This is a genomic window from Spirosoma soli (assembly GCF_042684525.1).
Lineage (GTDB): Bacteria > Bacteroidota > Bacteroidia > Cytophagales > Spirosomataceae > Spirosoma > Spirosoma soli.
In genome coordinates this window covers 372,420-387,984 of sequence record NZ_JBHULN010000002.1, presented here as the reverse complement: position 1 = coordinate 387,984, position 15,565 = coordinate 372,420, and the positions used below count along the sequence as shown (strand labels likewise).

General features: G+C 54.8%; 2 protein-coding genes. Both read left to right on the top strand.

Annotation, left to right across the window (positions count from 1 at the left end):
- The first annotated feature begins 79 nt into the window (after window positions 1-79).
- Complete coding sequence (locus ACFSUS_RS05150; protein ID WP_381520024.1) at window positions 80-1,174, top strand: alkene reductase; 1,095 nt, start codon at window positions 80-82, stop codon at window positions 1,172-1,174.
- Window positions 1,175-2,612: 1,438 nt separating this feature from the next.
- Window positions 2,613-15,197: a putative Ig domain-containing protein gene (locus ACFSUS_RS05145; protein WP_381520021.1), complete on the top strand. Its 12,585-nt coding sequence runs from the start codon at window positions 2,613-2,615 to the stop codon at window positions 15,195-15,197.
- The last annotated feature ends 368 nt before the right edge of the window (window positions 15,198-15,565 follow it).

The following is a 15,565-nucleotide window of genomic DNA, read 5'->3' as shown; positions in this document are numbered from 1 at the left end:
AATGTAAAACATTCAAACTTTTAAATATTTGATTGTGTTGTCTGCTCGAATCCAAATTTCAACACGACAAACAACACTCATGGCACAAAAACTTTTTTCGGAAGCAACACTGGGTGCACTGACGCTAGCCAACCACATCGTCATGGCTCCCATGACCCGAAACCGGGCAACTGCCGATCATAATGTGACCGACATTATGGCAACGTATTACGCTCAGCGTGCGTCAGCCGGATTAATCATTACAGAAGGCATTGCTCCCTCGGCCAACGGTAATGGCTACGCCCGTGTACCTGGGTTATATACGGCCGCCCAAGTTGCAGGCTGGAAGAAAGTTACGGAAGCTGTTCATGCCAAAGGCGGGCGGATTTTTGCCCAACTTATGCATAGTGGACGCATTGGGCATCCGGTTAACATGCACGAAGGGGCCGAGGTAATTGCTCCGTCGGCCATCGCGGCTGGAGGTCAAATTTATACCGATACCGATGGCATGCAGGATCATCCAACGCCCCGTGCGCTGACCACGGAGGAGGTGAAGCTGGTTGTTCAGGAGTTTGTCCAGGCGGCTAAGAACGCAATTGAGGCTGGTTTCGACGGTGTCGAGCTTCACGGCGCTAACGGCTACCTGATTGAGCAGTTCTTACGTTCCAGCAGCAATCAGCGGACGGACGAGTATGGCGGCTCAGCTGAAAACAATGCTCGTTTCGCTCTGGAAATTGCCGAAGCAGTCAGTAAGGCCATTGGAAAAGATAAAACCGGCATTCGGCTGTCTCCCTATGGTGTTTTTAACGACATGCCCTATTCACCAGCCGATGACGAGATCTACACATACGTAGCTGATAAGCTATCAGATTACGTGGTTTACGTTCACTTAGTCGATCATACGTCTATGGGTGCCCCAGCCGTTGATCCAGCAATTGTAGAAGCCATTCGGGCTACCTATGAAGGTGCGCTTATTTTGAGTGGAGGCTACGACGCAGAACGTGCAGAGCAAGCGTTGCAAAGCGGCCAGGCTGACTTAATTGCATTCGGTCGCCCGTTCATCGCTAACCCTGACTTAGTTGATCGGCTGAAAGAAGGCGCTGAACTCGCCCAGCCTGATTTTAATACATTCTACACACCGGGTGAGCAAGGATATATTGATTATCCAGCTTTAGAAGAATTAAAGGCTTCGTAAGCGTAAAAGTAGGTAACATCATTAACGTACAGTACTAAGCGGTAGTAGGTGCCGTTATATAAGTAGCCCGAGCAGATGGATGTCTATCTGCTCGGGCTACTTATGTTTTAGAGGTATTCTAACTTTAGAACTGAAGCTCGCCAAAGCACCGAATTTAGTATCTGATTTGTTCATATATCATTAATGTGTATCAACGGTTATCGAGTCGTTTTTTAAGACGTAGACTAACATATGAAGGCCGCCTAGTATGTGATAAATTATTTTTTAATCAGGATAAATAACTACTTTTCATAAAGTAACTTATTTGTGAATGTTATAAGAGGTACAGTAACAAAAAATTTATGTAAAGGTAGAAGGTTACTAACCAGGATATGTAATAAATAAATTAGGTAAAAAACTACTAAAAATAATTTAATATATTTTATAAATCTAAAGTTCGTGATTATACGTATATAGGGGCCTTTTAAATATTAACTTATTGAAGATCAATAAAATATACATCATATTATTAAACAGAAATCTGCGTACAGATACTTTAGTTGAACCAGCTAATACGGCTAACAAAAGAGATTAATAATGTAAAATTAGTTTGTACAAGCAGAAAATTGGACTTTTTTCAAACTACATCTTTCGCTAATATTTTATAATCTATTGATTTCGTATTCTAATGCCCTATAAAAAGCTATTTGTAATGGTACAGCAATTTGTATTTATTCAATAACGATTCTCTTAAAAAGACTAATATTTTATTTACTAAATCAAAATAAAATAAATTTTAGAGTAACTTCAGATTGACATTTAATTTATTAGATATAGATTCGTGTCCTTTAATGGGTAAATGCTACGCAATAGTAGTTGTAAACTGGCTTAAAGGTTAATTGGATATTCTTCTATTCAACAAAATTTTACTATCTCAATGGCACGTGCGCAATCTTCTTCGTGAAAGCCTCTCACTGTGATTGTTAGGCTGTTCGCCTTCCCTTATGGTAGAGCACTTCTCTACGCCAGGCATTTACTCATTGTCGTAAATCCCCTGCTACGCATCGACTAGTTACGGAGTCAATCTTCAACCAAACATATCTATGAATAGACGGCTACACCTTGTCAGCCATGTAGTGAGCGGGTTGGCGTTAACAGTTCTCGGGAGAAAAATCAATACCCAGCATTTGTTTACGTCGTTAGGTAGCGCTGTAGCCATTACGTCAAGCGCTTACACTAAGAAGATTGGAGAGTTGCTCGACAGGGTGCATCGTGCTGATTGGCTACCGACTCCTTTCAACATCTGTTCTCTAGGAGCTACTACTGAAAAGAATCTTCTTCACTGTTCTTCCAATACGTCAAAGTTCTTTCGGTTCAACACGTTCACAGCTATGGCTCACCAGACGTGTAAGGATGAGTTTGCAACCACTTTTTCAATTCAACTTTAATCAGACATCTCATGCGAATATTTCTATTCCTGCTGATTAGCTGGTTACGCCAATTACTCAGTTTTCTGATTGGCTCTAAACCAGTCACCTCTTTGCCTTTTAGGACGCCCTTATCTGTATGGCACCGACTGCTGTATGCTAAGCTGGCCGTCAAGCACCGCATCTACCTCGCGGGTATGACGTTGGTGCTGTTTCTGCCATTCGGGGCTAAGGCGCAACTTATAAGCATAAATGCCCCGGGACCAGTATGTGCAGGACAGTCCGTAAATGTATCTGTATTAGCAGGAACATTGCCTCTCAATGCTGTCAACCTTCAAGTATCAAGCCCAAGTGGCCTTACATCGACTGTTGGCTCCGGTAATAGTCTGATAACGGTTAATACCTCACCGACTTTAACTACCGGAGTAAGAAACTTAACAGTAACAGCCAGTCCTTTAGGTGTAGGCTTGCCTCTTACGCTGCAAGTTCCGATCACAGTTACCGGTCTGCCTGTTCTTACCCCTCAAATTCCTACAACAGCCACTGCTGGTAGTGTACTGAATCTGGCTAGTTGCACATCAGGTACAGTAAGCTACACATTAGCCGGTGGTACTACTGGAATTGGCCCATTGACTTTGACACCAGCATTGGCAGGTCAATCGATTACGGTGGCCTGCTCGGATGGACCTTGTTCAAGTGCTCCAACAACGTTGAATCTGCCAACACTCAATGCCGGTCTGGGTTTGCAGGCACCGGGCTCGGTCTGCGTGGGTGCCCCTGTCTCCTTGACCCTGCTGCCGACTAACCTGGATCTGGGTCAGGCTGGGCTGACCATCACGGCCAGCACGCCTACCGGAGCCTTGGATGTGAATGTGCTCAACGGGGGCGTGATCGCCATCTCGGGGGGTAACCTGACGGTGGGACTCAACTCGGTGACGGTGACGGCCAGCCTGGCGGGAGTGCCGCTGGCTTCGGCCACCACCAACCTCAACGTACTGGAGCTGCCCACGGCGCCCAGCTCTCCGGGCACCCTGACGGCTACGGTGGGCAGTGTGCTGTCTGTGACGGGCCTGTGCCCAACGGGCACCACGCTGACCGTGCCGGGCAACCTGGTAGGCTTAGGCACCATCCCCGTCTCGACCAGTGCCGCTGGCTTGCAGAGTTTGACAGTGCTGTGTACCAACGGTACGTGCTTGAGTTTACCGACTATCGTCAATGTCGATGTACTTAACCCTGTGGTAGCGAGCTTAGCCCTGCAAGCGCCGGGCTCAGTGTGCGTGGGTGCCCCTGCCTCACTGACCTTACTGCCGACTAACCTGGATCTGGGTCAGGCCGGTTTGGCTATCACGGCCAGCACGCCTACCGGAGCCTTGGATGTGAATGTGCTCAACGGGGGCGTGATCGCCATCTCGGGGGGTAACCTGACGGTGGGACTCAACTCGGTGACGGTGACGGCCAGCCTGGCGGGAGTGCCGCTGGCTTCGGCCACCACCAACCTCAACGTACTGGAGCTGCCCACGGCGCCCAGCTCTCCGGGCACCCTGACGGCTACGGTGGGCAGTGTGCTGTCTGTGTCGGGCCTGTGCCCAACGGGCACCACGCTGACCGTGCCGGGCAACCTGGTAGGCTTAGGCACCATCCCCGTCTCGACCAGTGCCGCTGGCTTGCAGAGCCTGACGGTCTTGTGTACCAACGGCACCTGTTTAAGTTTACCGACTATCGTCAATGTCGATGTGCTCAACCCTGTGGTAGCGAGCTTAGCCCTGCAAGCGCCGGGCTCAGTGTGCGTGGGTGCCCCTGTCTCCTTGACCTTGCTGCCGACCAACCTGGATCTGGGTCAGGCTGGGCTGACCATCACGGCCAGCACACCAAGCGGAGCCTTGGATGTGAATGTGCTCAACGGGGGCGTGATCGCCATCTCGGGAGGCAACCTGACGGTAGGACTCAACTCGGTGACGGTAACGGCCAGCCTGGCGGGAGTGCCGCTGGCTTCGGCCACCACCAACCTCAACGTACTGGACCTGCCCACGGCGCCCAGCTCTCCGGGCACCCTGACGGCTACGGTGGGCAGTGTGCTGTCTGTGTCGGGCCTGTGCCCAACGGGCACCACGCTGACCGTACCGGGTAACCTGGTAGGCTTAGGCACCATCCCTGTCTCAACGAGTGCCGCTGGCTTGCAGAGCCTGACGGTCTTGTGTACCAACGGCACCTGTTTAAGTTTACCGACTATCGTCAATGTCGATGTACTTAACCCTGTGGTAGCGAGCTTAGCCCTGCAAGCGCCGGGCTCAGTGTGCGTGGGTGCCCCTGCCTCACTGACCTTGCTGCCGACTAACCTGGATCTGGGTCAGGCTGGGCTGACCATCACGGCCAGCACGCCTACCGGAGCCTTGGATGTGAATGTGCTCAACGGGGGCGTGATCGCCATCTCGGGAGGCAACCTGACGGTAGGACTCAACTCGGTGACGGTGACGGCCAGCCTGGCGGGAGTGCCGCTGGCTTCGGCCACCACCAACCTCAACGTACTGGAGCTGCCCACGGCGCCCAGCTCTCCGGGCACCCTGACGGCTACGGTGGGCAGTGTGCTGTCTGTGTCGGGCCTGTGCCCAACGGGCACCACGCTGACCGTACCGGGTAACCTGGTAGGCTTAGGCACCATCCCTGTCTCAACGAGTGCCGCTGGCTTGCAGAGCCTGACGGTCTTGTGTACCAACGGCACCTGTTTAAGTTTACCGACTATCGTCAATGTCGATGTACTTAACCCTGTGGTAGCGAGCTTAGCCCTGCAAGCACCGGGTTCGGTCTGCGTGGGTGCTCCTGTCTCCTTGACCCTGCTGCCGACTAACCTGGATCTGGGTCAGGCTGGGCTGACCATCACGGCCAGCACACCAAGCGGAACGCTAACAGTAGGAGCACTAAGCTCTAATGGGGTTGTCTCTGTATCGGGTGGCAACCTAACGGTAGGCGATGATGTGCCCATCAGCGTGAGCGTAAGTCTGGGTGGGGTGCCTCTGGCCAGTACCACCGCTACGCTGGATGTGCTGGCTCAACCTGAGGCTCCTAGCCAGCCAGGCACCTTGACGGCCACTATAGGCAGCGTGTTGTCCGTGACGGGTTTATGTCCAGCGGGCACACTGGTCAACCTAACCAATCTGGGCGATCTGAGCGGTATCGTTAGTGTTTCTGTTACCTCGGCAGATGTGCAAAGTCTGACGGTGCTCTGCAACAACGGCGGCTGTTTGAGTTTGCCGACCATCATTGATTTAGATGTAAACGCAGTTACTCCCATCTTCTCAGTGTCTGCAGCTGCATCTATCTGTTTCGGTCAGCCTCTATCGTTGACTGTACTCCCATCCAATTTCGGTATTAACGATGGTGTAGTTAGTCTCTCTATTACTGGGCCCGTCGGAATAGATGTTTCTGCAATTAATGATGAAGGTGTTGCGACTATCAACGGATTGCCTGCAGGCAACCAAAATTTAACAGTAACAGCTTTCGTAGCAGGTCAACCTGTCGCTAGTGTTCAGGTGCCGGTGAGCGTAGCCAATGTTCAGCCTCCTGTGGTTGTTACAGCATCAGGGCAAACATATCCAGCCGGTCAGACTTCTTTATCAGTTGTTCAAAACTCAGGCGATGTGTTGTTTAACGCTAGCTGTTCTACTGGTACAGTAAGCTACACTGGTTCTAACGGTGCTATTGGGAATGGAGATATAACCGTAGCAACATCGGCTACCGGAGTGTTTAGCTTCTCTGCTGTATGTACGCAAGGGGGATGTGTAAGCCCCGCTACCGTTGTTAGCTTGACGGTTGTAGCACCGGTGCCTAACCAGGCCCCGGTACTCTCGCAGAGCCTGACCTCACCCATCAATGGTACAGTAGGGGTAGGGGTAAGCATTCCTACGGCCTATGCCTTCTCCGATCCGGAGGGCGGCCCGCTGAGCTTCAGCTCCCCCAACCTGCCAGCATCGTTAAGTATCGATGCAGGTACGGGCCTGATCACGGGGGCTCCTTCAACGAGTGGTACCTTCGGGATCACCGTGGTAGTGAGTGATCCACAAAGTCTAACAGCGAGTGGTAGCTTTGATCTGATCGTGGTGCCAGCAGCTGTGCCTAACCAGGCACCAGTGCTGAGTCAGTCCCTGACCTCACCGATCAATGGTACAGTAGGGGTAGGGGTAAGCATTCCTACGGCTTATGCCTTCTCCGATCCGGAGGGCGGCCCGCTGAGCTTCAGCTCGCCTAACCTGCCAGCATCGTTAAGTATCGATGCGGGTACGGGCCTGATCACAGGCGCTCCTTCAACGAGTGGTACCTTCGGGATCACCGTGGTAGTGAGTGATCCACAAAGTCTAACAGCGAGTGGTAGCTTTGATCTGATCGTGGTGCCAGCGGCTGTGCCTAACCAGGCACCGGTGCTCTCGCAGAGCCTGACCTCACCCATCAATGGTACAGTAGGGGTAGGGGTAAGCATTCCTACGGCCTATGCCTTCTCCGATCCGGAGGGCGGCCCGCTGAGCTTCAGCTCCCCCAACCTGCCAGCATCGTTAAGTATCGATGCAGGTACGGGCCTGATCACGGGGGCTCCTTCAACGAGTGGTACCTTCGGGATCACCGTGGTAGTGAGTGATCCACAAAGTCTAACAGCGAGTGGTAGCTTTGATCTGATCGTAGTGCCAGCGGCTGTGCCTAACCAGGCACCGGTGCTCTCGCAGAGCCTGACCTCACCCATCAATGGTACAGTAGGGGTAGGGGTAAGCATTCCTACGGCCTATGCCTTCTCCGATCCGGAGGGCGGCCCGCTGAGCTTCAGCTCCCCCAACCTGCCAGCATCGCTGAGCATTGATGCAGGTACGGGCCTGATCACAGGCGCTCCTTCAACGAGTGGTACCTTCGGGATCACCGTGGTAGCGAGTGATCCACAAAGTCTAACAGCGAGTGGTAGCTTTGATCTGATCGTGGTGCCAGCAGCTGTGCCTAACCAGGCCCCGGTGCTGAGTCAGTCGCTAACCTCACCCATCAATGCGACGGTGGGCGTGGGGGTGAGCATTCCTACGGCCTATGCCTTCTCCGATCCGGAGGGCGGCCCGCTGAGCTTCAGCTCCCCCAACCTGCCAGCATCGTTAAGTATCGATGCAGGTACGGGCCTGATCACGGGGGCTCCTTCAACGAGTGGTACCTTCGGGATCACCGTGGTAGTGAGTGATCCACAAAGTCTAACAGCGAGTGGTAGCTTTGATCTGATCGTGGTGCCAGCGGCTGTGCCTAACCAGGCACCGGTGCTCTCGCAGAGCCTGACCTCACCCATCAATGGTACAGTAGGGGTAGGGGTGAGCATTCCTACGGCCTATGCCTTCTCCGATCCGGAGGGCGGCCCGCTGAGCTTCAGCTCCCCCAACCTGCCAGCATCGCTGAGCATTGATGCAGGTACAGGGGTGATCACGGGCGCTCCTTCAACGAGTGGTACCTTCGGGATCACCGTGGTAGCGAGTGATCCACAAAGTCTAACAGCGAGTGGTAGCTTTGATCTGATCGTGGTGCCAGCGGCTGTGCCTAACCAGGCACCGGTGCTCTCGCAGAGCCTGACCTCACCCATCAATGGTACAGTAGGGGTAGGGGTAAGCATTCCTACGGCCTATGCCTTCTCCGATCCGGAGGGCGGCCCGCTGAGCTTCAGCTCCCCCAACCTGCCAGCATCGTTAAGTATCGATGCAGGTACGGGCCTGATCACGGGGGCTCCTTCAACGAGTGGTACCTTCGGGATCACCGTGGTAGTGAGTGATCCACAAAGTCTAACAGCGAGTGGTAGCTTTGATCTGATCGTGGTGCCAGCAGCTGTGCCTAACCAGGCACCAGTGCTGAGTCAGTCCCTGACCTCACCGATCAATGGTACAGTAGGGGTAGGGGTAAGCATTCCTACGGCCTATGCCTTCTCCGATCCGGAGGGCGGCCCGCTGAGCTTCAGCTCCCCCAACCTGCCAGCATCGCTGAGCATTGATGCAGGTACAGGGGTGATCACGGGCGCTCCTTCAACGAGTGGTACCTTCGGGATCACCGTGGTAGTGAGTGATCCACAAAGTCTAACAGCGAGTGGTAGCTTTGATCTGATCGTGGTGCCAGCGGCTGTGCCTAACCAGGCACCGGTACTCTCGCAGAGCCTGACCTCACCCATCAATGGTACAGTAGGGGTAGGGGTAAGCATTCCTACGGCCTATGCCTTCTCCGATCCGGAGGGCGGCCCGCTGAGCTTCAGCTCCCCCAACCTGCCAGCATCGCTGAGCATTGATGCGGGTACGGGCCTGATCACGGGGGCTCCTTCAACGAGTGGTACCTTCGGGATCACCGTGGTAGTGAGTGATCCACAAAGTCTAACAGCGAGTGGTAGCTTTGATCTGATCGTAGTGCCAGCAGCTGTGCCTAACCAGGCCCCGGTACTCTCGCAGAGCCTGACCTCACCCATCAATGCGACGGTAGGGGTAGGGGTAAGCATTCCTACGGCCTATGCCTTCTCCGATCCGGAGGGCGGCCCGCTGAGCTTCAGCTCCCCCAACCTGCCAGCATCGCTGAGCATTGATGCAGGTACAGGGGTGATCACGGGGGCTCCTTCAACGAGTGGTACCTTCGGGATCACCGTGGTAGTGAGTGATCCACAAAGTCTAACAACGAGTGGCAGCTTTGATCTGATCGTGGTGCCAGCAGCTGTGCCTAACCAGGCACCGGTGCTGAGTCAGTCGCTAACCTCACCCATCAACGCGACGGTGGGCGTGGGGGTGAGCATTCCTACGGCTTATGCCTTCTCCGATCCGGAGGGCGGCCCGCTGAGCTTCAGCTCGCCCAACCTGCCAGCATCGCTGAGCATTGATGCGGGTACCGGGGTGATCACGGGGGCTCCTTCAACGAGTGGTACCTTCGGGATCACCGTGGTAGCGAGTGATCCACAAAGTCTAACAGCGAGTGGTAGCTTTGATCTGATCGTGGTGCCAGCGGCTGTGCCTAACCAGGCACCGGTACTCTCGCAGAGCCTGACCTCACCCATCAATGGTACAGTAGGGGTAGGGGTAAGCATCCCTACGGCTTATGCCTTCTCCGATCCGGAGGGCGGCCCGCTGAGCTTCAGCTCGCCTAACCTGCCAGCATCGTTAAGCATCGATGCGGGTACGGGGCTGATCACGGGCGCTCCTTCAACGAGTGGTACCTTCGGGATCACCGTGGTAGCGAGTGATCCACAAAGTCTAACAGCGAGTGGTAGCTTTGATCTGATTGTAGTGCCAGCAGCTGTGCCTAACCAGGCACCGGTGCTGAGCCAGTCGCTGACCTCACCCATCAACGCAACAGTAGGGGTAGGGGTAAGCATCCCCACGGCTTATGCCTTCGCTGACCCTGAGGGTGGACCGCTGAGCTTCAGCTCCCCTAACTTACCTGCTTCCTTAAGCATCGATGCGGGTACGGGGCTGATCACGGGCGCTCCTTCAACGAGTGGTACCTTCGGGATCACCGTGGTAGTGAGTGATCCACAAAGTCTAACAGCGAGTGGTAGCTTTGATCTGATCGTAGTACCAGCGGCTGTGCCTAACCAGGCACCGGTACTCTCGCAGAGCCTGACCTCACCCATCAACGCAACAGTAGGGGTAGGGGTAAGCATTCCTACGGCCTATGCCTTCTCCGATCCGGAGGGCGGCCCGCTGAGCTTCAGCTCCCCCAACCTGCCAGCATCGCTGAGCATTGATGCAGGTACAGGGGTGATCACGGGGGCTCCTTCAACGAGTGGTACCTTCGGGATCACCGTAGTGGTGAGTGATCCACAAAGTCTAACAGCGAGTGGTAGCTTTGATCTGATCGTAGTGCCAGCGGCTGTGCCTAACCAGGCACCGGTACTCTCGCAGAGCCTGACCTCACCCATCAATGGTACAGTAGGGGTAGGGGTAAGCATCCCTACGGCTTATGCCTTCTCCGATCCGGAGGGCGGCCCGCTGAGCTTCAGCTCCCCCAACCTACCTGCTTCCTTGAGTATCGATGCGGGTACAGGGGTGATCACGGGGGCTCCTTCAACGAGTGGTACCTTCGGGATCACCGTGGTAGTGAGTGATCCACAAAGTCTAACAGCGAGTGGTAGCTTTGATCTGATCGTAGTGCCAGCAGCTGTGCCTAACCAGGCCCCGGTACTCTCGCAGAGCCTGACCTCACCCATCAATGCGACGGTAGGGGTAGGGGTAAGCATTCCTACGGCCTATGCCTTCTCCGATCCGGAGGGCGGCCCGCTGAGCTTCAGCTCCCCCAACCTGCCAGCATCGCTGAGCATTGATGCGGGTACCGGGGTGATCACAGGCGCTCCTTCAACGAGTGGTACCTTCGGGATCACCGTGGTAGTGAGTGATCCACAAAGTCTAACAGCGAGTGGTAGCTTTGATCTGATCGTAGTACCAGCGGCTGTGCCTAACCAGGCACCGGTGCTGAGTCAGTCCCTGACCTCACCCATCAACGCGACGGTGGGCGTGGGGGTGAGCATTCCTACGGCCTATGCCTTCTCCGATCCGGAGGGCGGCCCGCTGAGCTTCAGCTCGCCCAACCTGCCAGCATCGCTGAGCATTGATGCAGGTACAGGGGTGATCACGGGGGCTCCTTCAACGAGTGGTACCTTCGGGATCACCGTAGTGGTGAGTGATCCACAAAGTCTAACAGCGAGTGGTAGCTTTGATCTGATCGTAGTGCCAGCGGCTGTGCCTAACCAGGCACCAGTGCTGAGTCAGTCGCTAACCTCACCGATCAATGGTACAGTAGGGGTGGGCGTGAGCATTCCTACGGCTTATGCCTTCTCCGATCCGGAGGGCGGCCCGCTGAGCTTCAGCTCCCCCAACCTGCCAGCATCGTTAAGTATCGATGCGGGTACCGGGGTGATCACAGGCGCTCCTTCAACGAGTGGTACCTTCGGGATCACCGTGGTAGCGAGTGATCCACAAAGTCTAACAGCGAGTGGTAGCTTTGATCTGATCGTAGTGCCAGCGGCTGTGCCTAACCAGGCACCGGTGCTCTCGCAAAGCCTGACCTCACCGATCAACGCGACGGTGGGCGTGGGGGTAAGCATTCCTACGGCTTATGCCTTCTCCGATCCGGAGGGCGGCCCGCTGAGCTTCAGCTCGCCTAACCTGCCAGCATCGTTAAGTATCGATGCGGGTACCGGGGTGATCACAGGCGCTCCTTCAACGAGTGGTACCTTCGGGATCACCGTGGTAGTGAGTGATCCACAAAGTCTAACAGCGAGTGGTAGCTTTGATCTGATCGTAGTACCAGCGGCTGTGCCTAACCAGGCACCGGTGCTGAGTCAGTCCCTGACCTCACCCATCAATGCGACGGTGGGCGTGGGGGTGAGCATTCCTACGGCCTATGCCTTCTCCGATCCGGAGGGCGGCCCGCTGAGCTTCAGCTCGCCCAACCTGCCAGCATCGCTGAGCATTGATGCGGGTACAGGGGTGATCACGGGGGCTCCTTCAACGAGTGGTACCTTCGGGATCACCGTAGTGGTGAGTGATCCACAAAGTCTAACAGCGAGTGGTAGCTTTGATCTGATCGTGGTGCCAGCAGCTGTGCCTAACCAGGCCCCGGTGCTGAGTCAGTCGCTAACCTCACCCATCAACGCGACGGTGGGCGTGGGCGTGAGCATTCCTACGGCCTATGCCTTCTCCGATCCGGAGGGCGGCCCGCTGAGCTTCAGCTCCCCCAACCTGCCAGCATCGCTGAGCATTGATGCGGGTACGGGCCTGATCACAGGCGCTCCTTCAACGAGTGGTACCTTCGGGATCACCGTGGTAGTGAGTGATCCACAAAGTCTAACAGCGAGTGGTAGCTTTGATCTGATCGTAGTGCCAGCGGCTGTGCCTAACCAGGCACCAGTGTTAAATAACCAACTACCTGACCAGGTAGCTACCGTAGGCACAAGCTTCAGCTACACCATTCCGGCTAACACCTTCTCGGATCCCGAGAGTGGCAGCCTGACGGTGAGTGTGACCAACCTGCCACCAGGTATCAGCTTTAATGCCACGACGGGAGTAATCTCGGGAACGCCTACTACTACGACGGGTTCGCCCTTCAGTGTAACCGTGACGGCAACGGACCCTCAGGGTGCCAGTGTGAGCGATGAGTTTATCTTCACCATTAACCCTGTGCCCAACCAGGCACCGGTGCTCTCGCAGAGCCTGACTTCACCGATCAACGCGACGGTAGGGGTAGGGGTAAGCATTCCTACGGCTTATGCCTTCTCCGATCCGGAGAGCCAGACGCTGAGCTTCAGCTCGCCTAACCTACCTGCTTCCTTGAGTATCGATGCGGGCACGGGCGTGATCACGGGGGCTCCTTCAACGAGTGGTACCTTCGGGATCACCGTAGTAGTGAGTGATCTCGGTGGACTGACGGCAAACGGTAGCTTTACGTTGATTGTAGCGCCAGCGGTAACGCCTAATAATCCGCCGACCTTGACGGGTACGCCGATTAGTTCACCGCAGTCAGCGACGGTAGGGGTAGCGTATAGCACAACTACAGCAGCTGCCTTTACTGATACAGATGCGCTGACCTTCACGGCCGGTCCGCTGCCCCAGGGCGTTAGCATTGATCCGATTACGGGTATCATCTCAGGGACGCCTAGTACGACCGTAGGTTCGCCCTTCACGGTGACGGTAACGGCCACGGATACGGGAGGTGGCTCGGTGAGCACGACGTATATCCTAAGTGTGGTATCGCCTGCTGCTCCTGTTTGCGGTAGCAGTAACTTAGATGGTACACCACTGCGGGCAACGCGGCCGATCTTCGATTGTGCAACGCTGACCTCAACGGGAGCTATCAAGTTCACGGCGGCTGGTGGTAATGCATCAGGCGGAGTGATTGAGTTCAAAGCCATCGGCATCACCGACTGGACGACCAACTGCAACGTGGTCATCGACCGTGAAACACGAACGGCTTGTGATGCCTCACCGCTGGAGATCCAGACTCGTCAGCTGGTCAACGGCCAGTATGTGATGGGTACGTCGTACGTGTTCAACATCCGTCAGGAGTGCCCCATCCAGGGTTGCGGTACCATCCAGCCAACCAACCGGGCACCGGTGGTCAACGCAGGTATACCTGACCAGACCACCAAGGTGGGTGTTGCCTTCGACTATACACTGCCTCAGAACGCCTTCAGCGATCCAGACGGTGATGAGTTGTTGTACGCTGTAAGCCAGCTGCCAGCCGGTCTGACCTTCAGCAGCCGCCGGTTCGGTGGTACGGCTCAGACGGAAGGCACCTACCCAATAACGGTAACTGCTTTCGACAATAACGGTGGTTCGGTGTCTACCACCTTCAACATCATTGTCCGGCCTGCCGATGGTGTGCCGCCAACCAACACCTGTGGTAGCAGTAACTTAGATGGTACACCACTGCGGGCAACGCGGCCGATCTTCGATTGTGCAACGCTGACCTCAACGGGAGCTATCAAGTTCACGGCGGCTGGTGGTAATGCATCGGGCGGAGTGATTGAGTTCAAAGCCATCGGCATCACCGACTGGACGACCAACTGCAACGTGGTCATCGACCGTGAAACACGAACGGCTTGTGATGCCTCACCGCTGGAGATCCAGACTCGTCAGCTGGTCAACGGCCAGTATGTGATGGGTACGTCGTACGTGTTCAACATCCGTCAGGAGTGCCCCATCCAGGGTTGCGGTACCATCCAGCCAACCAACCGGGCACCGGTGGTCAACGCAGGTATACCTGACCAGACCACCAAGGTGGGTGTTGCCTTCGACTATACACTGCCTCAGAACGCCTTCAGCGATCCAGACGGTGATGAGTTGTTGTACGCTGTAAGCCAGCTGCCAGCCGGTCTGACCTTCAGCAGCCGCCGGTTCGGTGGTACGGCTCAGACGGAAGGCACCTACCCAATAACGGTAACTGCTTTCGACAACAACGGAGGGGAGGTATCGACTACCTTCAACATCATTGTCCAGTCCGCCAATGTCGTCTTGCCGCCATCAGCCAACACCTGTGGTAGCAGTAACTTAGACGGTACACCACTGCGGGCAACGCGGCCGATCTTCGATTGTGCTAGCTTGACCTCGACAGGAGCTATCAAGTTCACTGGTACGGGTGGCTACAGTTGGGGTGGTGTGATTGAGTTCAGGGCAGTAGGTGTCACGGACTGGACGACCAACTGCAATGTGATCATCGACCGCGAGACGCGTACGGCTTGCGATGCAGCGCCGATCGAGATTCAGATCCGCCAGCTGGTCAACGGTAATTACGTTACAGGCATGCCATTCTTGTTCAACATCCGTCAGGAGTGCCCCATCCAGGGTTGTCCTGCTCAGGGACGTCAGGCACTATCAAAAACAGAGGAGACTCCGTTGGAGGTGCAAGTGTTTGGTAACCCTGTTCAGGGCGAGACAGTTGATGTCGAAGTACGTGGTGCGAAAGATAAAGCACTTCGCCTGGTCATGACTGATATGCAGGGCCGTGTTGTAAGCGAACAGACTGTTGAGAAAGCAAATGACAGCGAGCGTCAGACGGTACGAATAGGCCGTGTAAGTGGGCTCTATCTGTTACGCGCATCGACGCCGACGCAAACAACTACGGTAAAGGTGATGAAGCAATAAACACTTGTTGAGTCACTGAATGAACGCGGCCTCCCGAGCAATCAGGAGGCCGCGTTTTTATAATTTAATGTGAATTATGGATGGTTGATAGTGTAAAAGCTTGTTAGTAAGTCAGTATACCGCAGTAGAAATTTTTGTCATCCCGACGCAAAGAGGAATCTTCGGGTGAGGCTGGTATTCTCTCTAACGGCAGAAGTCGGGATGACAAAAAGCTCAATTATGGCTGTAACATTATCCATAATTCACATTAATTTACAGATACGCTTTCTGTCTAATCGGCTAAATGAGTCTGGACCAGGGACAAATGCAAAAATCTTGATAAATCCTCAATCACTTAAAAGCCCCGACCAGGATTGGTTCGGGGCTTT